The organism is Carboxylicivirga caseinilyticus, assembly GCF_050589785.1.
GTDB lineage: Bacteria > Bacteroidota > Bacteroidia > Bacteroidales > Marinilabiliaceae > Carboxylicivirga > Carboxylicivirga caseinilyticus.
Window position 1 is genome coordinate 85,411 of record NZ_JBNGOX010000015.1, and the last position, 22,689, is coordinate 108,099.

Consider the following 22,689-nt stretch of genomic DNA (forward strand, 5'->3'; position numbering starts at 1 on the left):
TTCTGTTAGTGAAAAAATTAATTAAGAAACTCCAGTTCCTTAACGTTGACATGTAAACTGCTCTTTACCTGCCCTTCTTTATCCTGAAAGCTTTCACTTCCCGGAACCCCCTCAATTAAAACTTTTTGTCCTTTTTTAATATACTCAGCAATTTTAATGCTTTGATTATCATTCTTCCAGATAACTGCATGCACCCATTCTGTACGTTCAATTTTCTTTCCTGAATGATCTTTGTAATCCATCGATACCGCAACATTGAAATTAATGGCCTTACGATTGCCAACCTCTTTTATTTCGGCATCTTTACCTACTGTTCCATTTAAGATTAGTTTCAACATGATACAACCATTGTTTAGTTAAAAATTAACATAAACAATTTAATGATCTTTTCTTGGTTGAACAAGGAAAGGTGAGATTTTTTATAAAGAAAACAAAAATTATTGATAATAAATAAAATCAATAATCTTTTTCCTCTCCAGAACTGATTAATTTTTTGGTAGAAAGTAATCCACAAGCAGCGTAAATATCTTCACCTCTTGATTTTCTGATAGTTGTATTGAGTCCTTTAGCGCTTAGCTGGTCTCTAAACCATTCCATCTGCGATCGGTCACTGCCTTGTAACGGAGAGTTGGGGATCGGATGAAAATGAATTAAATTGATTCTGCATCTTATTCCGTTTAATAGCTTGGTGAGCCCTTTAACGTGTTCTGCAGTATCATTTACTCCTTTAAACATGATATACTCGAAGGAGATTCTTCGTTGTCTTCCGAAGTCATATTGTTTGATGGTATCAACAACCTGTTCAGCAGTATACACATTCTCAATTGGCATTAGCTGTTTTCTTTCTTCGTTAAATGGCGAATGAAGGCTAACTGCCAGGTGAGCTTCTGACTCTTCAATAAAACGTCGCATTGCAGGAACAACTCCAATGGTGGAAACATTTATTCGTCGCGGACTCCAGCCATAACCCCAGTCAGACGTTATGATTTCGAGACTTTTTAAAACATTATCAATGTTATCCATGGGTTCTCCCATGCCCATATATACCAGATTGGTGAGAGTATCTCTTTCGGGTAAGCTGGCAATCTGATTTAGTATTTCACCACTTGTAAGTTGTTTTTGGAAACCCTGGCGGGCAGTCATACAAAACAAACAGCCCATCTTACAGCCAACCTGAGATGAAACACAAAGGGTATTTCTATTCTCTTCAGGCAGATAGGCACTTTCGATATATTGAGATCCGACTGTTTTAAACAAATACTTTTTTGTGCCATCAATCGATTCCTGAAATGACTCGGGATTGATTAGACCAAGTTCGTATTTTTCGTTAAGCAAGGCTCTGGCTTTTTTCGACAGGTTATTCATCTCATCTATCGATGCTACATGCTTTTTGTACAACCAATCGGCTACCTGCTTGGAGGTAAAAGAAGGGAGATTTAACTCTGTCATCACTTCTTTCAATTCATTTAATGTTTTACCGTACAATGCTTCTTTGGCCATAACCTTCTATTTAAAAATATATTTCAGCAATAATATGATCGAATGGAACACCTTTTTCAATAAGTATTTCTCTTACATCAATTATCATCTGAGAATTTCCGCAAAGATAGTATTTATAATCCGTAGGTAATTGTTTTTGCTGTTGCAGGTAGGTTGTTAATCTTCCATGGTAAATACCTTCCTGTTGTTCTGAAGTGCAAAAGCGATTGTAGTTTTCTCCCAGTATTTTAATAAATGTATCCTGAAGATAAAAAGCATCAATTGTTCTTGCTCCATGAATTAAAGTAATATTATTTGCCTTATTGGATTCTGCCAGCGAAACAAATGGCGCAATTCCTGTACCTGTTGCAATCCACATAGCCGGAGTCCCTTCGCACAAAAACTTACCGAAGGGTTCTGAAATGTAAAGTTGATCACCTGATTTTAATTGTGACATTGTGGGTGTAAGTTGACCATCAGGATTTACATCAAATAAAATTCCCAGATAATCCTTATCAATCCCCGAAGCAATTGAATACAAGCGAGGCTCATCATTTTGCTTCAATGCTATGGCAAGTACTTGTCCTGGCTTGAAACTGAATTTCTTATCCAGTTTGAGGTAATGAACGTCCTCTTTGATAAGATTATTCTCTATGACAGTAACCGGATAGAGTTCCTTTCGTTTGCGGTTGATCATTTAGCTTTTTAGGGAGGAAACAGACTAAATTTAGAATTGTTTAGAAATTAAATAGATTAAAAAAGTAGCAAAAGTATGCTGCTTTAAATTTATTTTAAGGGAAGATAAACTTCTGTTATCCATTTTGAGGGATCCGTTTCTTTGGATGGATCATTTAAGTAAAATTCTACAGGATCGGATTTTTTATTGATTTTAAGTTTCTTATTACGTGCATACATATAAGCAGCAGACCATGCATTACCCAAATGTTTGTAATCTCCGGTAAATGTAATTTTTAAAGCTTTTTGATCGGTGAGTTCTCCAATGATAAAGCCATTATCCAGGGTAGGCACTTTGTCAATTACCAGTCCGGCAGAATATTCGCAAACCGGATTTTTGAAATCAAAATTGTGGTAAATAGCAAGTGCTTTTTCTGCTTCTAAATTATGGGTGTGTGCAAACTCATTTAACTCTTTAAAAACCACTTTCATTGATGAAGCTATTTCCTGCATGTTGCAAGAAGTTTTGATTCCAATAAATTTTCCTTTCTGTAACTGTGTAATGCCTTCGATTTCAATTTCTGAGGCGATGGAACCTGTTTCGAGATGATCTTTGATCATTTTCAATCCTCGTTCGTAGTCCATTCCAATCCAAGGCTCCATATTTTTTGCCATAAATTTAAATAAAAAAGGCATTTTACCTTTCATGCCCCAGGTTAATTCGCAGGTTTCACCTTTACCACTCAGTTTCCAGAAAACATCTGATTTTGACTTAAAGGGTTTAAGAAACCTTATTTCCTGATCTAATGAAATATCTTCGATAAAGGATTTGTGTTCAATTTCACCTGAGCCGACCATTTTACCTGTCCAGGCATAAACAGCTCCTACTTCTTTACCATCTTTGCTAACTGTGACATTGGCATCGGGTTCAAGACATAACCATGGCGACCACAAGGTCCATGTATTAAAATTAGAAATTAATTCAAATGTTTTTTCTCTTGAAACATCCAGTTGAATAGACCTGGTTACATAGTATGAACCATCCATCAAAGTAAGCCAGATCAGTACAATGAAAACAACTACTAATAAAATAATTATCAAATACATCATAACCGAAAAATTTTCTCATTATTAATCTGGCGGGGATATCATCACTAAATTAATTAGCAATTTTCTCAAAGTCAAATTTGGATAAATTATTCATCTAATTTAGGCAGGCTGTATATTACAAACTATTACTTTAAAAATGTTGTTATCTTTAATGATTCAATAGAAAAGTATTTTAGATGGGACAATTTGGATTTGGGGGACTGGGTAAGTCTATTCAGAGAAAAGTTATCATTGGTTTTGGTATTCTCATAATGATTCTGTTTATCGTTTCATTTATGAGTATCAGGGGTATTCATCGATTATCGCATGTAGTAAATAATACTGATGTTGTAAATCGCTTACAGGATCAAATCAGTGATCTGAGACTAAACGAAAAAAGAGTTCTTATATCGGGCAGCTCATCCTTGAAAATAAGAGTAGATACAATCAGCAGAAATATTACTAATTTATTGAATGAGATAAAAATTTCAGATATTAATGATCAGAGTAAGGAGGAACTGGAACCAATGACAGGCCTTATTTCTGAATTTAATAAGAATTTCAATCTATACATCTCACTACTTGATTTAAAAGTTAAAGTTGCAAAGGAAAATGATTCATTATTTACTCAAATAGAACAACTAGAAGCTTTACAATTATCAAAAATCAATACATGGTTTCAGCCAGGCTCTTCAAAATTTAATGATATAAGAGCGGAATATAATTTAATCCATAGAAATCTTGTCTATATCAGAGTTATGCAAAACAAGATGCATGATGGAAGTATGAATGGGATAGAACATGATTCGTTAAATATTAAATTCGATAAGATTTTAAAGAAGTCTTTTGAGATAGAGAATATTGTAAATAACCTGGAAGTTCGAAACTACATGACAGATTTCCGTAATCTTGTCAGAGCATATGAACAATCCAATAATCAGGGTATTTCTCTTTCCGAAAGCATTAGCTCTGCTCAAAGAGGTCTTGTAGGGGCAGGCAGCGAGATGCAGAAAAGATCCAAGAAGGCTACACTTGTTCAAAGCAGTCAGCTTACCAAATGGGGTGATCTGAGCATGAATTTTTTAATTGTTCTGGTAATTGTGGCCCTTCTGGGTGCCGGTATTGTGCTGGCATTTTTCTTATACACAATCACTTCTGATGAGCGGAAAAGAAAAGATATTGAAGGAGCCATTGAAGATAACAGAAGGTTACTCGACGACATTATTAATAATAGCAAGGCCATGATCTTTGTAAAAGATCTTGAAGGCAGATATACCCTGGTCAACCATAACTGGTGTGAAGAAGTAGGCATCACAGAGTCAGAAGTAATAGGCCAGAAGGCTGATAAATTCTTTTCACCAGAAATAGTTGAGAGTTGGAAGGAGGTAGATGAGCAGGTTGTAAATAGTGGTGTTGCCATTCAGTTTGAAGAAGGAATGGAATTGCGTAAAGGGCAACGTTATTTCTTATCCAATAAATTTCCGATTCGTAATACAGAAGGGGAAATTATTGCCATCTGTAGTATTTCAACCGACATCACCGAGCTAAATGAAGCATTGCGCGATCTGGAAAGAAGCCGTGAGAATTACAGAAACATTGTAACCAATGTGCCGGGTATTGTTTATACAGGTATGATGGACGATAGTCGTTCTATGTCTTTCTTGAGTAGTGGATTTTCAAAAGTAACGGGTTTTGACCGGGAGAATTTCTTAAAAGGGATTCAGTCTTTTACCAACATGATAGTTGAAGGTGACAGAGAAAGGGTTCTTGAGACTATTAAACAAGCTGTTGCCCGCAATCATTCTTACGAAATTGAATATCGCATTGAAGATGTAAAAGGCGAAAGAAAATGGCTTCATGAGAAAGGAATGCCTATTAAATTACCGGATAATTCAGGTTATTACCTGCAAGGGGTAATGATTGATATGACTGCCCAAAAAGAAGCCATTGCTGAGGTAATGCTGAGAGATAGGTTTTTAGAAGGTGTGGCTGAGGCTGTTAAGGAGTTGATTGCCAATCAGGAGCCTGAGGAATCTATTATGAAATCATTGCGAATAGTTGCTCAAAGTGCAATGGTGGATCATTCATTTATTTTTGTAAATGATCCGGTGGGGAATGATGGACAACCCCGTTTTTCACATCATTACGAATGGCAGAAAGATCAGATTAAGCCGGTTGTTCGTCCCGATCTTCAACATGTAAGTTATCAGGAAATTGGTTCGAGATGGTATCATTTTCTTGCTGATAAAAAAGAGATTAGTGGTTTTAGGGAAGATTTTATTCAAGAAGAGCAAATGCTTTTCGATAAACTTAAACTTGAGAATATTTTAATTGTTCCGGTATTTGCCCGTGATGAGTTCTGGGGGTTTATTGGTTTCGGTAATACAACTAAAGGCGTACCCTGGGTTGAGTCTAACAGGGCTATTTTCAGAGCTTATACCGTAACTCTGGGTATTGCCATCGCCAAAGAAAGAGATGCCTTATTGCTTAAAGAGGCTAAAAATGCAGCAGAAGCTGCTACCCGTGCAAAAAGTGATTTCCTTGCCAGAATGAGTCATGAGATTCGTACTCCAATGAATGCAATTGTTGGATGGACGCATCTTGCCATTGAAAAGGAAGCAACACACGGTCATAGTGATTATCTTCATAAAATTCAGGCAAGTTCAAAATCATTATTAGGGATTATCAATGACATTCTTGATTTCTCAAAGATTGAGGCTGGTAAGCTGTCATTGGAAAATATTGATTTTGACCTGGAGCAGGTGTTTGATGATCTGAGTAATATGGTATCATATAAGGCTCATGAAAAAGGGCTTGATTTTATCTATGCACTGGATGCCGATGTGCCGCTTAATCTGATTGGTGATCCTTTACGATTATCTCAAGTTCTGATTAATCTTGTCAACAACGCCATTAAATTTACAAACGAAGGTGAAATTGTTACGAGTGTATTGGTGTTGCAGGAAGATGATAACGATGTAGAGCTTCTTTTTGAAATAAAAGATACCGGAATTGGTATTAAACCTGATTTGCAGGAGTTTTTATTTGAGTCATTTTCACAGGCCGATATATCAACTACCCGAAAATATGGAGGAACCGGATTAGGACTGGCAATTTGTAAAAGATTATCAGATCTGATGGGTGGTCGAATTTGGGTTGAAAGTGAATATGGTTCGGGTAGTTCATTTTTCTTTACCGTTAAGGTTGGTAAGAACAAAGTACAGAAACGCGATTTGCTCATTCCTCCAAAGGAATTGATTGGAAGAGATATCTTATTGGTAATCTCACATCCGGTAACTTCATACATTCAGAAAGATATGCTGGAGTTGCTTGGTTTTAAGGTGACCATGGTAAATAGCTACGATAAGGCAACGGTTAAGTTGGTTGAAAGCAAGCAAACAAAATCTTATGATTTAGTAATTGTTGACTCCGAGCTGAATGGTTTGAATAATGCAGATGCTGCCCGGGAATTGTTCAGGCATAATGAGAAAGTTGTTCCGATGATTATGCTGACTCCGGCATTCAGTCAGGAAAAGGAACTGATGTCTTTTATTGAATCACATCCTAATGTATGGTCAGTTGTTAAGCCGGTTAATTATTCCACTTTATACGACGGATGTATGGAAGCCTTAGGGAAGGAAAAATCAACCGTCTCCTGGCGAAAAAAAGAGCCTGATGTTTATCTGAAGGAATTAAAGAAATTGCAGGATGTTCTGGTCTTGCTGGTAGAAGATAATGATGCCAATCAAATGATCGGAATTGAATTACTCGAATTGGCAAATGTACATGTTGAGGTTGCTTCCAATGGAAAAGAAGCTGTGAAGTTGATTCAGAAGAGAGGGCCCAACTATTACGATCTTGTTCTGATGGATATTCAAATGCCCGTTATGGATGGATTTGATGCAACAAGAGCCATATTGAAGACTCCGGGATACAAAGAGATGTCTATTGTAGCAATGACAGCGGATGCAATGGATGGGGCCAAGCAAAAGTATTTAGAAGCCGGTATGGTTGATATGATTTCTAAACCTATTGATCCTGAGCAGGTCTATCAAAAAGTGCTGCATTGGGTAAATAAGCAAAGGGGTATCATGCAAGCCAAACGACGTCCGGTTGTTGTGAATGATAATGCGGATTTGACTGAGGTTGAGGCAACCTATGAGGATACTGAATATCCGGTTATAAAAGGGATTAATGTGGAAGAAGGAGTGAAGCGTTTTGCCAATCGCTGGGATTTCTTCAAAAGGCTGCTACAGCGGTTTTATTTTGACCATCTTAATTTTGCGAATGAGTTTAACGAGTTAAAAGAAAAAGACAGGGAAGCAGCTGAACGTATGTTACATTCATTTAAAGGAATTTCCGGAACCATTGCAGCACCTGAGTTATATGAACTGGCAATAAAAGTAGAGAAGGATTTTAAAATGGGTAATCCTGAGTTTAGTGAAAGATTTATTGAAATGAATAAGGTGTTGGCAACCATTTTAAAAGAACTAAGTATAAACAAGGACTTGGATATTGAGGGGATAACAAACCAAAACTCAAAAGAATGAGATTTCTTAGCATCGTAGTTGTGTCATTTATTCTTCTTGCCTGTCACGAAGATATGCGTTCACCGGGTAAACCTCTTATGGAGCTTGATTTCAATGGGCAGATAATCAATAAAGGAATTTATGATGTTCAAATAGAAGGTGATGCTTTGGTGAGTTATCATTACGATGTACCTGACACCTGCCTCGATCTGATGGCTTCAGCTAAATACAGAAAGCCATTGGTTATTAGTTATAATGAGGGATTTTCGTTTGATGATTATGAAGGTTATACTTTCTCTGTCTGGGTTCAAAAGACAAAGTCAGACAATGAAGACTACTGTATTTTGTCGCAACAGGAATTGGTAAATGATCGATTGTTGGGATGGGAGCTTCGTGCTGAAAACTGTGGGAGCTGGAGCTGGGTTTATAGGGATAGTTTACAAACATGGACTTATAAACCGGCATCATTAAATCAGGCAATTAACAATGGTAAATGGCATCATTTGGTTTTCAGTTACAATAAAAATATTCAGGAAGCCAGGTTGTATTTTGATGGAACCAATGTCGCTATCTATTCGATGTATGGTAATACATTTAATATCGAATCCACACCTATACGATTAGGTGTAAGTCCGTCATCTGCATCGGTAAATATGGATGTTTTCAATGGAAGGTTGGATGATCTGGCAGTATGGTCCCGTTCATTAATAGATGAAGAGGTTAAAACAATTTATGGACTTAAATATCCGCATAAGTTTACAAAACCTGTGTGTGGTGATCAATTAAAGGTGATGACCTGGGATGTTTGGCAGGGAGGTATCCATGAAGGAAAGAGAGTTGGTCCGGAGCGTATTTTAGATGTCATAAGATCAACAGAAGCTGATATAATATTACTGCAGGAAATGGCAGGTAAAGGCTCTTATCTGGCTGATGGTTTGGGTTATTACTTTTATCAGCGAAATGAAGATTTGGGTGTTTTAAGTCGGTATCCATTACAGGAGGCGAATAATGTCTACAGAAGCTACAATTCAGGTTGCATTAAAGTTGATCTGGGTGATGACAGGTATTTATTTGCAAGTCCGGTTGCTTTGAGTCAACAACCTCGCTTGGATGCATACCTTAAAAGCGGAGAAGCTGATCCGGATACCATTGTTTATCGCGAAAATGAGTTCAGAGGTAAAGAAATAACTTTTATACTGGGTGAACTAAGACATCTGATTTTTACCAACGAAAATATTCCAATGATTCTGGGAGGTGGATTCTACAGTGGGTCGCATCTCGACTGGGATGAAGCAAACAAGGATCAGCATATGGGGCTGGTGGTGAATTATCCTGTAAGTCAGCAACTGGAAAAGGCTGGTTTTATAGATACATATAAAGCTCTTAATGCTGGGGAGCCACTTGAAAAGGGTTTCACCTGGTCTACAAAGTTCAATAGTGCATTCCCTGATCGCACTGATTTTATTTATTCTTTTGGTGATCGTTTATATCCGGTTGATAGTTATGTGCTGGATGATCACCTGGTGAGTTTTCCCTCAAGTCATGCCGCTGTTGTTACCGTATTTAATTTTGAAAAAGATTAATAGCGGGTAGGGGTATTTATTTATTAAATTGTCCTTCATAAAATCGGATACTGAATGGGATCATCTTTCAATTTAGATGTGAATGAACAATCTCTCCTGATAAAAATAAAAGAGGGAGATGAGAAAGCTTTTGAATGGGTATTTAAAAGCTATTATCCTCATTTGGTTTTGTTTGCCCAGAAGTATCTGCACGATCGTGACCTTTCAGAGAGTTTTGTTCAGGATGTTTTCGTTAATATGTGGTTAAAAAGAGACGAGCTTAACATCAGATCGTTGAAAGGTTTTTTAGTTGTTGCTGTTCGTAACAAGTGCAATAATGAATTAAAGCATCAGAAGGTTGTACGTACTTATGAAAAAGCAGGAGTGGATATTCAATTGGAAGAATTGCCTCATTACCAGGATGAGCTGTATTTAAATAAGATCAATGAAGTAATTGAACAGCTTCCTGCACAACGGAAGAGAATTTTTCGAATGAGCAGGATGGATGGTTTAAAATATCGTGAGATTGCAGATAAATTAAATATATCGCCAAAGACAGTGGAGGTTCAGATGGGTAAGGCTTTAAAGTTTCTGAGAGAAAAGTTACAGCCCCTAAAACAGCAATTGCTGAGTATATTTTTATAAAATCTATTAAGGGAAAAAGAAGGGTTAAATGTCCTTTAGTTGAATTATGGAACAAAAAAGAGCACATAACATTGATTGGGATTTGGTAGCCAAAGATATGGCCGGCGAATTAAGTGCTTCGGAGCATGAACAATTAAGTCATGAATTATCCGGAGACAAAGATTTATTGGGCCAGTTGAATCAACTCTGGGGCGACACCAAATATGCTCAGGAAATTAAGTCAATTGATACTGATAAAGCCTGGACAAAAGTTAGTAGTGAAATTCATCAGAATCAGCACAAGCATATTTCTATGCATTGGAAGAAAATAGTTTCGGTTGCCGCATCTCTGATAATTATTATGGCTGCCTATGTTCTGATAAAAAATATGGTTCCCAACAACAAATTATTGCAGGTTTTAGCTCAAAATGAAATTACGCAGGTTGAACTGGAGGATGGAACATTAGTTGATTTGAATATTGGAAGTTCGTTACAATATCCAAAAAGTTTTAATACTGAAATACGGAATGTACATTTGAATGGTGAGGCTTTTTTTGATGTAGCCCGAAACGAACAGAAACCATTTATTATCGAAACACAGAATCTAAAGATTAAAGTACTCGGAACATCCTTTAATGTTAAAGCCAATGCTTTGAATGGTGATGAGAATGTTTCTGTTTCGTCTGGTCGTGTGGAGGTGTGGCATATGGGCGATCATGTTGTTTTAGAAAAAGGTGAGGCAGCTAATTTTAATTTGGAAGCAAATCTTTTGATCAAAAGCTCAGTGACAGATGTTAATTACAATGCGTGGAAAACTCGTGAGATTGAATTTGAAGATGTAACACTTACCGAAGCAATTGCAGTCATTCAGTCTGTTTATCATATAAAGATTGAGATAGATAATGAAATTAAACCAGATAGTTTGATGTTGAATGCTCAGTTTAGTCACGATGATTTAGAGCATGTTTTAAATGTTGTATGTCAAACCTTCAATCTGACATACACTCAACAAAACGATAAATATCAGATACAATCAGTTAGATAGCTGGAAAGAAAATTGTATTTTAATGCAGAGTTATCTTCGGGTAATTGTAACAATTTCAATCCTAAGTTCTAATGAATGAAGAAATCCATTAACAGGAAAATGTGTTTGTGTGTATTGATTTGTAGCTTCTTGTTACCGGTCAATGCTCAGGTCTATAACTTCCGCTACAAACCTATTACTATTTCTGCATTAATGGATTCCATCTCGGCCAAAACCAATATAAAAGTATCCTACGATGCAAGGGCTGTTCCGGTCGATAGCCTGGTTCAGGTGGATGTAAGTCAAATGCATCCATTTGATTTGCTTAAATCTGTTTTAAAAGACAGACCCTTACACATCTCTTATCGGAATAATCAAATAGTCATTAGTGAGCAGGTTCAGGAAGATGTCTCAATTTACCTGAGATTTAAGGGTAAAGTTATTGACGGTTCTGAAGGTGATGCTTTACCAATGGTAAATATTGCTGTTAAGAATAAAGCAATGGGTACCATCTCCAATATGGATGGAGAGTTTGAATTTGTGGTGCCGGCCAATTGTTTAAACGACACGCTTGTGTTTTCATTTATTGGCTATTCAAATGAGTTTTATCCAATAAAAAATATTGAAAGTACTCTGACTGTTCGTTTGAGAAGTCATGATATTAAACTGCAGGAGATTGAAGTCCGATATGAAGCAATTGAGGATATCATCAATGGAATCGTCAAAAACAGATCAAAGAATTACATAAATGAACAAACCATTCTCACAGGATTCTTCCGTGAGTCAATAAAACAGGATCAAAAATTTGTTCAGGTATCTGAAGCCATTATCGAAATTCAAAAACCATCGTATAATGAGTTTTTAAATCTTGAAAGGGTTCGGTTTGTTAAAGGTCGAAAGCTATCTGGTTTGCAGACTATGGAATCGGTCAATTTTAAATTGGAGGGTGGACCTTATCAGTTTTCGAGGATTGATGTAGCGCGATACCTGGAGTTTTTGCCAAAAGATGGTTATGACGATGTATATCAATATTCGTACGAGGGGATTGATTATTTAAATGATGAGATGGTTTATCGGATAGGCTTTCGGCCAATCGAAGATGATGGAGAACTCAAGTACGAAGGCATTATAATGGCTCATTCTCAATCGTATGCCATTGTACATGTTGACTTTGAGCTAACCAAAAGGTCCTTAAAAAATAGTCGTAAAGCATTAATTAAAAGATCAACCCGAAGAATTAAGGCCAAACCCAGAGTGGCCAGATATTACATTGATTATCGCAGGTTGAATGATAAATGGATAGTAAATAAAATAGGTGGCGAGATTGCTGTTTATATCAATGATAAGGATGAGAAAATAAATTCTGAGTTTGTGGGTATTTCCGAATTATTGGTAAGTGATTGTAAAATTGATAGAGAAGAACGGTTTAAAACTTCAGAACTTTATAAATCCAATTACATATTGGCCGATGAGATAAAAGAAACCGATCAAGAGTTTTGGGATAACTACAACATTATCAAGCCAGATGATGAGTTAGAGAAAGTTTTTAAGGACAGGAAGTAGAAGGAAATAAAAATAAGGTTGCTTTCAAAAAAGTTGATGGGACGATAAAATGAGTGGTTTTATTGCCTGTTCCGAAAGCAACCTCATGGGATTGGTCATTGAAAAAAAATCTTATGCGCAATGTTTCTGCAAATAATCAATGGTTGATTTTACAGATGTTAATTGCAATACTTCGTCGTTTTTTATATTCAAGTCAAATTTTGTTTCCAAATAAAATAAGAAACAATTCATGTCTAATTCGTCAACAAAAAGCTCATCACGAAAGGTGGCATCTTCACTAATTCGACTCTTTGGTACACCTGTTTTCCTTAAAACTTTGTACAAATTTCGTCTAATCGCTTTTGCATTCATAACTAAATTCTATTATCAATTCATCTATAGGACAAACTAATTAGCAATTGGACGTATGCATTTTTTGAATTTTTTCGAAAAAAATTCAAAAAACTTAGTATTATTTACTTAAGTAATTGTAAATCAGGTTCAAATAATTGTAAATAAAAAATGTACATTTGCAGCAGAGAAGCTAAAATTTTACAAAGGAGCATTATTGTGAATAGATGTTGGCAGAAATTGACAATGGTTGTCATTCTTCTTTTTTATATCTCGTTATCGGTGGTTGGACAGCAGGATTCGACCAACTTGATTATTAATAATATTGATTCGTTACGAATTGCGAAAATTGAGCATAAAAATTATAGGATAATGCCTTATCTGGCTCCTGCTTATACTCCAGAAACAGAGTATTTGTTGACTGCCGGAGGGTTGATTACATTCAAAACTCAGCGTTGGAATAATTTGCTGAACAGATCATCCATTCCTTTTTCTTTCGGATATAGTTCAACGGGAGCCATTTCAGTAAATATTCAGAATGTCATTTATCTGACAGATGATAAAATCAGAATGTTAGGTGAGTTTCTTTATAAAGATATGCCGGATAATTATTGGGGAGTTGGTTATGATAACGGAATCAATATAGAAAAGTCACCGGCTAATACTGGTTATCAAAGAATATACTGGCGCTTTTTTGAGAAGTTTATGTTTCGCACTTTTAGCGACCTGTTTATTGGTGCTGTTGTAGATATGAACGGAACAGAAGCAACCCAATTAAATGCCCGGATGCTAACAGATGAATATGTGCTATCCAATGGAACCGGTATTAATAACACAGGAATTGGTCTGGCTGTTGAATATGATACCCGTGATTTTGTTCAGAATGCATACAAGGGAGTTTTTCTTAGTGCCTCTATGGTGTTTTTTCAAAGTTATCTGGGTGGTAATACCAAATTTAAAGCGTTGGAAGTTGATTATCGACAATATTTGAAAATTAAAAGGGAAAGAAGAACACTTGCCTGGAATGTAAAATCACGTTTTTCGTTTGGTGATGAAGTGCCCTGGACAGATATGGCCATGCTGGGAGGGCCTTTTAATATGCGAGGTTACACCATCGGACGATTTCGCGATCAGAATGCCTTAAGCATGACTACTGAGTATCGGCATATGTTTAAGCGTCGCACCTTGAATAAAAGAGGTAATTACAATAGCCGCCTGGGATATGTGGCCTGGTTGGGAGCTGGTACCGTATCTCATTCAATCAATGAATTTAATGGCTGGTTACCCAATGGTGGATTGGGCTTGAGATTGGAACTTCAGACCAGAATGAATATGCGTTTCGATTATGGTGTAGGTAAAGGGGAAGCAGGAGCTTACGTAACGTTTTCAGAAGCTTTTTAAGCCAGCCGTGTGTTACAGAAGATGTTGATAACTTTTCTTAAACCGACTGTTTTAGAAATTTTTGCACTTCCGATTCAATCTTATCTTTGTAGCCTTAAAATAGAGAAGTATGCAAAATTTATTTGAGTGTAAGGTTAAATACGAGAAGATAGATGAACAGTCGGGTAAGGAGAAAAAAGTAAGCGAGACATACCTGATCGATGCTGTTTCATTTACCGAGGCTGAATCGAGAATATACAAGGAGATGGAAATGATGGTTCGTGGTGAGTTTATTGTTACGAACATCAGAAAAGCCAATTATACTGAGATTTTTGATAACGAAGATGGCGATCGTTGGTTTAAGAGTAAGATCTCTTTTGCTTCGATCGACGAAAAATCAGGCAAAGAGAAGAAAGTAAGTAACCAGATTCTGGTGATGGCAAGTAATGTAAAAGATGCTTATGATAAAATTCAACAGGGCATGGGTGGTATGACTGTTGACTTTGATATTAATGCCATTGCTGAGAGTCCGATAATGGATTTCTTCGCCTATTTTAGTGATGATGTCAATACCGAAATTCCTTCTCACCTTAAACCAATAGAAAGAAATGAGGTGTCAGCTGAGGTAGAAGAGGAAGACGAAGTAGAAGAAGAGGAAGTGATCGGGGATGAAATCTCGGAAGAAGAATATGAAGATTAATCAATTCATGATTTAAAATATTAAAGGAGTCCAGATTGGACTCCTTTTTTTATAGAAATGATTTAATGCGGTTATCCAGATCAGCCTGATCCTTCTCAAAAGAGTATAAACCTGCCAGGTTAAGCAAAGAATCAATTCCTACTTCGCCGTCTCTTATTTTATCTGCCCAACGCTCGTGAACAGGAATTTTTCCATCCGACCTTAAAAATTCATGCTCTTCTTTGGTAAGTATAGGAAAGATATCGTGGCATCCACGTTCGTATGCATATTCAATCAATTCCTGGGCAGTTGAAGGAGTTTTTTCATTCAATCGATGGATTACTTCTTTTTCATGTTCTTCAACTAGCCATAAATGAGGCAGACGAACTGCCTGAGTATCTGTTGTATCAAACAGAGTTGGATTATTGATGACAATATCTGATTTAGAAATTTGAATGAGATTTTGAACAGCATCAGTGGCAACACCAACCGGAATAGTAAAAGTATCGCAGCCTAATAACTGATAGAGTTGATCTTTTGAACGTATACTGGCTGCAATTAGCCTAGTATTACTAATTCCTTTGTTGGCAAGAGCCAATAAGCTTCTTTGCGATTCAAGTGTGACCTTCTCACCAATATACTGGCCGTCTCCCAGATTGTTATTTTTCAGATAAGCGCCTAATCGTCCGAGAAAAACATTGGTGTATGCCGGCTGTGCTATTACGGCAGCAAAACCATTCTGACGAACGCTAAAATCCAATGTGAAATTTACGGGTATTCCCATTTCGTGCAATTTGCGTGCACCTAATAAACCCGAAGCCGTAAACGGAACTTTAATAATAAAATGGCTGGGATTAATATCGAACAATCGCTTACCAATTGTTTCTATTCCGTTAACATCATGAGCCAGATCGGTGTGCAGTTCAACACTTACTTTGCAATTAAAGATCTTTGCAATGCGTAAACCATGTATGGCATTCAGGCAAAATGCTATTTCTTTCACTTTCTCTTCATCACTCAGGTACCTTAATTTGGATGATAACTCCGGGATGATTGTATCATAAAGCCCTTTTTGTACCTCAGCATTTAGCAATGTGTTATTGGTGGTTAATGCTGTAAAGGCACTGTTCCATAATTTTGAAGATGCTTCTATATCACCCGTATCGAGCCAAAGGTTTGTTCCGGTTTTTAAATATTGATTCCAGTAATCGGAGTTGTTCACTTTCTGGGGTTGATCGTTAAATTGATCAGCTAAATGATGAATAGTAGCAGATGAGATTGGATGTATCATATTTCCAGAGGATTGAGTTTAATTAAATTTACTAAGGATATTATCCAAAATCAACCTATCTGTCTCATTACATTGACAAACTTTTTATGGATGTGTGATAAAGAAAAGAATGGATGAATTATTCATAATTATGAAGCTAATATTACCATAGTTATGTTATCTTTATTATGAAAATAACAAACTAATCTACGACCAATGGAAATACTCTCTAATGCTGCAGTAATCTGGTTTATTGCCGGAGTAATTTTACTTCTACTCGAAATTGTAATTCCGGGTATTTTTATCATGTTTTTTGGAATTGGAGCCTGGATAACAGCTTTGTGTGTATATCTTTTTGAACCATCATTGGGTATTCAGTTTCTGATTTTTAGTGCCACCTCTATTGTTTCGCTGGTATTTCTTCGAAAAGTTATTGTGAAAAAGACGCAGAATGTAGAAGTTGATGCGGACGAAGAATTTATTGGACACCAGGGAACCTGCCTTACTCCAATTACTGAAGAGGAAGCGGGTAGAATTGAATTTAAAGGTACTCAATGGACAGCTGTATCAGATGTTGCAATTGAGGCGAATCAAAAAGTACGTATTATCTCTAAAGATGGCTTAACTCTGCGGGTTGAACCCGTTTAAATATATTTAAAATTTAAACTAAACTTTATGAATCCTTCTGCTATTGTCGCCATTGGGATTGGCGTTATTGTGTTTTTTATACTCCTTTCGTGTATTAAAATTGTTCCACAAAGATCAGCTTATATCGTTGAGCGATTGGGAAAATATACTGGTACCCTTACGGCCGGATTTCATTTTTTGATACCTCTTATTGATAAGGTAGCATACAAACATACACTGAAAGAACAGGCTATTGATGTTGCCTCGCAATCGTGTATTACTAAAGATAATATTGCGGTTGAGGTTGATGGTGTTTTGTATTTACAGGTGATTGATGCCATGAAATCATCGTATGGAATTGATAATTATGGTTTTGCTGCCATTCAAATTGCTCAAACTACCATGCGAAGTGTGATTGGTCGTTTGGATCTGGATAAAACTTTTGAAGAACGCGAAACCATTAATACAAGTATTGTTGATGCAGTAGATAAGGCCAGCGATCCATGGGGTGTTAAAGTAACCCGCTATGAGGTTAAAAACATTACACCTCCACAGAGTATTAAAGACGCTATGGAGAAACAAATGCGTGCCGAACGTGAGAAAAGAGCCATGATTGCTCAATCGGAAGGCCAGAAACAAGCTAAGATTAATGTGGCTGAAGGTGACAAACAGGAATTAATCGCACGCTCGGAAGGTGAAAAGCAAAAACGTATTAACGAAGCTGAAGGTAGAGCGGCTGAAATTGAGTTTGTGGCCAGTGCAACGGCAAAAGGTATTCGTGAAATTGCCTCGGCCATTAATGAAAAAGGTGGTGGTGATGCAGTTAATTTACGTATTGCCGAACAGTATCTGGGTGAGTTTGGTAAATTGGCCAAGGCGAATAATACAATGATCATTCCGTCTAATATGGCTGATATATCAAGTATTATTGCTACTGCAACCTCGGTACTCGACACTGCTAAGAAGAAATCATAACACATAAAGTGTTGTAATCAAAAAATCCCGGTTTTCGCCGGGATTTCTTTTTGCTCTAAAAATACAATTGTTGAATAAATCTGGTAATGATTCATTTTTACATAAATCATATGTGCAAATATAGATTTATAAATGAAACTGCCAAATGATTGATGTTATCACATTCTATTTCAAAACAAATTGATTGTTTGTGAAGCCCTAAATAATGGTTGAATACTTTTATTAATTTAAAGTGTTTAACGATTGAAGAAAGCTATGTGAAACATCAACTGCATTTTATAAACGGTTGGATATTATATCATTCATAATTCTTTTTACCTGCAAATCGCCAAATCCGTAGATGGCTTCCCTTCGGTTAAATTCTCCGAAAATTGTATTGAAATCTTCTGTTTGTAACTCTTCCATAATCTGAATTAAGGTTTTAACAGGTCTGCCAGGTGAACCATTCTGAGGTAATCTGTCAATAAGTGCGTTGATTGCTTTTTTCAGAAAAGGAAATTTATGATCCAACTTCTGGGTAATGCTCATCATTTCATCACATTCGTTCTTTTGATAAAGTGCCCATAATCTGCTTAATTCTTTTAATTCCGAAAACTCAATCCTGGTTTTATTACTATAAGCATTAAGTAATTCTTCGTTATTCATTCCTCCAAAATTATATTCTAAATGAGCTTTCGGACGGATTAAATAAATAGTTTGATTGTTGTAGTTAGTGTATATAAGATTAATAACAAACCATAAATTTATCTGACAAAACAAATCCTCTTCAAACCAAAGGTTAATTTCAGAATGTGAGGGTATGCTTTGTATTTTGGTAAATTCAGTAACCGTTTTCTCATAGTAATCCCTGATTTCAAAACCTTCTAAGTTTTGACTTATAAATAGGGCTCTTGTCTCATATAGTTCAGATAAATTTTTACCTTCTACACTACCATCCACAAGACATTCACGAGCCACTATAAGCTTACCTTTAATAGCATCAGGAAACTGATGCTTTAATGCATCTCCATTTAAAATGTGATATTGTTCTGACACAGAGAAAATAGTGTTTATAAAATTGATTTGATAAAGTAGTGATTTTTATTGAAAAATGAGTGTTGTTCAGGCTAAAGAGAAGCCTAAATATATTTACAAACACTATTTTTCTTCTTCTGATAAACGAGAAAGTAATTTCTCTACTCTTTCGCTTTCACTGGTATCAATACCCAGCCATGAAAGGGCAGCTTCAATGGTACTAAATACTTCAGGTTTAACCATTGACATATTATTATTAGTTCCTTTTAAAAGAGTGCCAAACACTACCTGGTAGGGAAGATTCGTTAAAATAGCAGATTTTCTTTGAGCATTAATTTCCTGATGATTCTTAAGATAGCTATGAATGTTTACCAAATCGTCAGAAGTTAAGGTGATTTTACCATTTCTTATATCACCTAAAACATCGTAGTAATCTTTCCAATTTGGATCCTGCATCTCCATCCTTTTGCATTCAAAAATATCTTTAAACTCATATTCTCCCGAATAGGATTCGAGAATAAGATTTAAATCAGATAATATATGATATCTAAAATGCATCTAAGATATTGTTAACACTTAACTTAAGGTACAAAATCCTGCTGAAACTATCAATGTCATGCAGACTACTTATTATTTAATAGATTGTAATGGTGACCTAAAGGGACAGTACAATAAAATAATGACTTAATTATTTAACCACTTTGATATGTTTTTCAATCTCTTCTTTCCATATGCGTCGACCATTAACCACAAATTTTTCATGTATTCCATTACTTGTATGAACGATAAGCCCGTTAGGAATAATTCCAAGTGAGTTATAGAAACTAATTTCAGTTATATCCTTTAGGTCAATGCTCAGACTATGATTTTGCACATTGAATTGATGTGATTTAAATTGAAGGTTATCCTTAAGTAAATATAGTTTTCCTCCTACACCTTCTCCATTTTTTAAATGATTGGCACCTCCGGAGTGAATAATTTCTGTATCCTCAGTAATTGCAATCTGAGTTTGTTTTTTTACAGTTTTAGAAGTGATAAATAAATATATAGTAACACCAAATATCAAACCAGATATTAAGCCAAAAATAATGCCTGTTTTAATATCGAAAAACAGTCCCAGAAACGTTCCGAATAATACTCCAAATACGATTCCTGCTATTGCTGAATTCTTTATATCAGTCATGTGTTCTTTTATTACGTTTTAAGTGTTGGATGTAAAAGCTTTAAAGCAAGTTGTTTGTGACAAATAAATGGCAAAAACTTATTTATTCAACTGTTTGTTTTCAGTGTTTTTGTATTCTTTAGCCTTATTGATAAAGTCTTCATAAGAAAGCATTAAAGTAATCTCACTTTCTAATAAATTATTTAAATATATGATGGTTAACTGTTTGCTTTCTTCGGAATCGATAAAAAGGTTTGGATATAAATAATCCATTAACTTTTCCATTTTAATATCTATGAGTTTTGATAAATATTCAAATCGAATCAATCGTGACATCATCTCAAAATCAACCGAATTGATTTCATTTTTTTTATAAAATTCCAGACCAAAATTATTTACATTGGCAGCAGGCAATCCACCTCCTTTTTCAACAATTAGATCACTTAATGTAATATGATCCGCCTTGTGAGCGTTGATGGTATCCAATAATCGGGATTGGTTTTCAATAATATCCTTCAAGATTTCATAGTTGAAGTCGATTTCATTTTTAATTGTTTCTACAGAGGCGTTGTAATATTCTTTTGCTTGTTTTTTCTCTTTGTAATTGCTAATTAATAAGGCAATTAAAACACCTATAGTAACAATCGTAAGTTCTTTTAAGTAGGATTTAATTTTGCTGATCATTGGTTTCATATTCAATTATTAGTTTGGGATAGTCAGTTATTTGATTAAGGGTAGTGAATATCTCATTTATTTCTTTTTCATCTATAATTGAGCAAACTTTAAATAAGAAATTCTGTGGAAAATTTATTCATCATATCCATGATAGAGATAGAGTGCTCCGTATGTCCAGTTTGGTCCCTGCATTCCCGGATAATTAAATCTGTCCATCATTAAGGCTACATATTTAACCGGATATCCATCCGGCAACTGAACAACATTTGGCCAAACTCTTGATCCGGAAGTTGCATCCCAGGGTGGCAGATCCATCTTTAACGTACCTGTTTCTTTCAAGTCGGGATAGCTGTATATGAAAAGTTTTTTTTCGTTACTGCCAGAGAAACAATATCGCTTATTTCCTATCTTTTGAATGGAAGTGCCGGTTGAATTATGGTTTACCGGACCTGCAATTATTTTAAAATCTCTGTTCCAGAAATCCGATTCCATTATAATTGCTTTGTATCCATCTTTGTTAATACAGGTTAGTATTCGCCATTTGTTCACCTCCGAATCATAAATGATATGAGGATCCTCAATATCTCCAACCACACCAAAGGTGCTGGCTTTCATCACTGAAAATCCAAAGCGGGGATCGTGTTTGCTTTCTATTGCAAGAAGTTGCTTTTTTTCTTTTTCGGGATTGGCATATGCACTAAATCCGGTTGTTGTTCCACGCCAGATTTTTTCGTTACGATCGTAAAAAATATGCGAGGCAATTTCATTTCTTAGAATACCATCATTACGATCAAAAACGATGATACCTTCCAGTTTCAAATCGAAAGCGCCTGGACTCATGCTAAACACACCCTGAATATGATGAGGTAGGGCACGACCACGAATTGACATGGTATACCATAAACGATCCTGGTCGAGCAATGGCTCACCGTTTTCGTAGGTAATGGCGCGGATGTCAGCTTGCCCAACACCGGTTGTAAATGCCACTGCTGCCTTATTGATCTGTACCGTTCCATTTGTTAGCTCCACAAAAAGCCGTGACTGAAAGGAATGAATGTATTTTTTTTGTCGTAAGTCGATGTATTTATTAAAATCGCATTGGCCAATTACTTTCGGAAGCCCTTTGTTATATTGGTAGAGAACAAATCCGCTTCCCAGCATTTGAAGGATAATTTTACCCTTAAGCTGATCCTTGTCGGTGAGATTTGCGGCAATGGACTGTTGATGTATTTGATTGTCATCTTTGATAACTCTTATTTTGGCATTAGTAAGGAGGCTATCTTTAAATTCTACTGTTACAATTAATTGTTCTTTTTGATCATTTGCAGTAAACTGAAAACCTATTTCTCCATCGCCAACACTAGATTTTAAATCAATTGTATAGGTTGCAAAAGGATTAAAACCACCTATCCATATTCCGGTTAGTGATGTACTTTTCGATTGAATAACCAGTTTGTTCGTATTTATTGAAACATCAGCATGGTCCGTTTTATAATTATCAACAGGGTGCATTGCCTGCAAACCAATTATTTTTTCAGGATTCAACTCTGCCAGTGGGATGGATTGATGCTCATCAAATATCATTCTTTGTACTCCTTGTCTTACAAAATTGATTTTATCAGGTGAAGGAGCTTGCCCTTGTATTGTATTGATGGCAAAAGTTAGAAGAAGGGCAGGTAATAAGAGGTAATTAAATTTTTTCATGTTATCGTTGTTATACTTCCTTTGCTGTGGCAGAATACCTAGATTAGATTACTTTCCCTAATAATACCTGATTGGATATTGTTGCACTCATTCAATTTGCTAAAAAAATGCAGTTTTGAGGCTAAGTCAAATCTTTTTCAAGTTTAATAAGTCTAATCTTTTATCTTATTAAACAGCATTTATGTTGATTCGAAGCATGAATTTATTTTGTTTTTTGTGGGTCGGGAAATCCCAAGAGGGTGTCCAAAAAGTGATTGTGCAAATAAGGAATCTTTCAAATTGTAACTTTACTTTCATTATACCCCACCAAACCTCCCCTAAAAGGGAG

At 35.9% G+C, this 22,689-nt stretch carries 20 protein-coding genes; 9 read left to right on the plus strand and 11 right to left on the minus strand.

The window, feature by feature from the left end:
* Positions 1 to 17: 17 nt before the first annotated feature.
* The 4 genes from ACRD62_RS09870 to ACRD62_RS09885 all read right to left on the minus strand — a co-directional run bounded on the left by ACRD62_RS09870 (position 18) and on the right by ACRD62_RS09885 (position 3,264).
* Positions 18 to 338: a single-stranded DNA-binding protein gene (locus tag ACRD62_RS09870; protein ID WP_430819961.1), complete on the minus strand. Its 321-nt coding sequence runs from the start codon at positions 336 to 338 to the stop codon at positions 18 to 20.
* Between the two features lie 118 nt (positions 339 to 456).
* Positions 457 to 1,500 (minus strand): dual-specificity RNA methyltransferase RlmN, encoded by a 1,044-nt coding sequence (gene rlmN, locus ACRD62_RS09875; protein ID WP_430819962.1) that lies wholly within the window; start codon positions 1,498 to 1,500, stop codon positions 457 to 459.
* A gap of 10 nt (positions 1,501 to 1,510) precedes the next feature.
* Positions 1,511 to 2,176 carry an FAD-binding oxidoreductase gene (locus ACRD62_RS09880; RefSeq protein WP_430819963.1) on the minus strand — a complete coding sequence of 222 codons (666 nt, stop codon included), beginning with the start codon at positions 2,174 to 2,176 and terminating at the stop codon, positions 1,511 to 1,513.
* 89 nt (positions 2,177 to 2,265) lie between these two features.
* Positions 2,266 to 3,264 (minus strand): SRPBCC family protein, encoded by a 999-nt coding sequence (locus ACRD62_RS09885; protein WP_430819964.1) that lies wholly within the window; start codon positions 3,262 to 3,264, stop codon positions 2,266 to 2,268.
* Between the two features lie 176 nt (positions 3,265 to 3,440).
* On the opposite strand from ACRD62_RS09885, the gene ACRD62_RS09890 reads away from it, so the two are divergent.
* The 5 genes from ACRD62_RS09890 (at position 3,441) to ACRD62_RS09910 (ending at position 12,545) form a co-directional block, all read left to right on the plus strand.
* Complete coding sequence (locus tag ACRD62_RS09890; protein ID WP_430819965.1) at positions 3,441 to 7,793, plus strand: response regulator; 4,353 nt, start codon at positions 3,441 to 3,443, stop codon at positions 7,791 to 7,793.
* The gene (locus ACRD62_RS09895) at positions 7,790 to 9,355 is read left to right on the plus strand and encodes a LamG-like jellyroll fold domain-containing protein (RefSeq protein WP_430819966.1); all 1,566 of its coding nucleotides are present in this window, start codon (positions 7,790 to 7,792) and stop codon (positions 9,353 to 9,355) included. The genes ACRD62_RS09890 and ACRD62_RS09895 overlap by 4 nt, the downstream gene beginning before the upstream one ends.
* 54 nt (positions 9,356 to 9,409) lie before the next feature.
* Positions 9,410 to 9,979 (plus strand): RNA polymerase sigma-70 factor, encoded by a 570-nt coding sequence (locus tag ACRD62_RS09900; protein WP_430819967.1) that lies wholly within the window; start codon positions 9,410 to 9,412, stop codon positions 9,977 to 9,979.
* A gap of 46 nt (positions 9,980 to 10,025) precedes the next feature.
* Positions 10,026 to 11,003, plus strand: a complete 978-nt coding sequence (locus tag ACRD62_RS09905) for a FecR family protein (RefSeq protein ID WP_430819969.1) — start codon at positions 10,026 to 10,028, stop codon at positions 11,001 to 11,003.
* A gap of 75 nt (positions 11,004 to 11,078) precedes the next feature.
* Complete coding sequence (locus ACRD62_RS09910) at positions 11,079 to 12,545, plus strand: carboxypeptidase-like regulatory domain-containing protein (protein WP_430819970.1); 1,467 nt, start codon at positions 11,079 to 11,081, stop codon at positions 12,543 to 12,545.
* 111 nt (positions 12,546 to 12,656) lie between these two features.
* Here ACRD62_RS09910 and ACRD62_RS09915 read toward each other — a convergent pair whose 3' ends face one another.
* A complete protein-coding gene (locus ACRD62_RS09915) occupies positions 12,657 to 12,896 on the minus strand; it encodes a phosphopantetheine-binding protein (protein WP_321405438.1) in 240 nt (79 codons plus the stop codon).
* Between the two features lie 225 nt (positions 12,897 to 13,121).
* Here ACRD62_RS09915 and ACRD62_RS09920 point away from each other — a divergent pair, with 225 nt between their 5' ends.
* Together ACRD62_RS09920 and ACRD62_RS09925 are read left to right on the plus strand one after the other, a co-directional pair.
* Complete coding sequence (locus tag ACRD62_RS09920) at positions 13,122 to 14,276, plus strand: BamA/TamA family outer membrane protein (protein ID WP_430819971.1); 1,155 nt, start codon at positions 13,122 to 13,124, stop codon at positions 14,274 to 14,276.
* 109 nt (positions 14,277 to 14,385) lie between these two features.
* Positions 14,386 to 14,955 (plus strand): DUF4494 domain-containing protein, encoded by a 570-nt coding sequence (locus tag ACRD62_RS09925; RefSeq protein ID WP_430819972.1) that lies wholly within the window; start codon positions 14,386 to 14,388, stop codon positions 14,953 to 14,955.
* A 49-nt stretch (positions 14,956 to 15,004) separates the two neighbouring features.
* On the opposite strand, the gene ACRD62_RS09930 is transcribed toward ACRD62_RS09925, so the two are convergent.
* Entirely contained in the window at positions 15,005 to 16,225 is a 1,221-nt protein-coding gene (locus ACRD62_RS09930) for a transaldolase family protein (protein WP_430819973.1), read from the minus strand.
* Positions 16,226 to 16,420: 195 nt separating this feature from the next.
* Between ACRD62_RS09930 and ACRD62_RS09935 the strand changes: the two genes are divergently transcribed.
* Together ACRD62_RS09935 and ACRD62_RS09940 are read left to right on the plus strand one after the other, a co-directional pair.
* Positions 16,421 to 16,852: an NfeD family protein gene (locus tag ACRD62_RS09935; protein WP_430819974.1), complete on the plus strand. Its 432-nt coding sequence runs from the start codon at positions 16,421 to 16,423 to the stop codon at positions 16,850 to 16,852.
* A gap of 27 nt (positions 16,853 to 16,879) precedes the next feature.
* Entirely contained in the window at positions 16,880 to 17,806 is a 927-nt protein-coding gene (locus ACRD62_RS09940) for an SPFH domain-containing protein (protein ID WP_430819975.1), read from the plus strand.
* Between the two features lie 276 nt (positions 17,807 to 18,082).
* Here the strand turns inward: ACRD62_RS09940 and ACRD62_RS09945 are convergent, their stop codons facing one another.
* From ACRD62_RS09945 to ACRD62_RS09965, 5 genes are all read right to left on the minus strand, one after another.
* Complete coding sequence (locus ACRD62_RS09945; RefSeq protein WP_430819976.1) at positions 18,083 to 18,841, minus strand: DUF1835 domain-containing protein; 759 nt, start codon at positions 18,839 to 18,841, stop codon at positions 18,083 to 18,085.
* A 102-nt stretch (positions 18,842 to 18,943) separates the two neighbouring features.
* A complete protein-coding gene (locus ACRD62_RS09950; RefSeq protein ID WP_430819977.1) occupies positions 18,944 to 19,378 on the minus strand; it encodes a hypothetical protein in 435 nt (144 codons plus the stop codon).
* 130 nt (positions 19,379 to 19,508) lie between these two features.
* Entirely contained in the window at positions 19,509 to 20,003 is a 495-nt protein-coding gene (locus ACRD62_RS09955) for a PH domain-containing protein (RefSeq protein WP_430819978.1), read from the minus strand.
* A gap of 78 nt (positions 20,004 to 20,081) precedes the next feature.
* Complete coding sequence (locus tag ACRD62_RS09960; RefSeq protein ID WP_430819979.1) at positions 20,082 to 20,675, minus strand: hypothetical protein; 594 nt, start codon at positions 20,673 to 20,675, stop codon at positions 20,082 to 20,084.
* A 114-nt stretch (positions 20,676 to 20,789) separates the two neighbouring features.
* Complete coding sequence (locus ACRD62_RS09965) at positions 20,790 to 22,361, minus strand: hypothetical protein (RefSeq protein ID WP_430819980.1); 1,572 nt, start codon at positions 22,359 to 22,361, stop codon at positions 20,790 to 20,792.
* Positions 22,362 to 22,689: the final 328 nt, after the last annotated feature.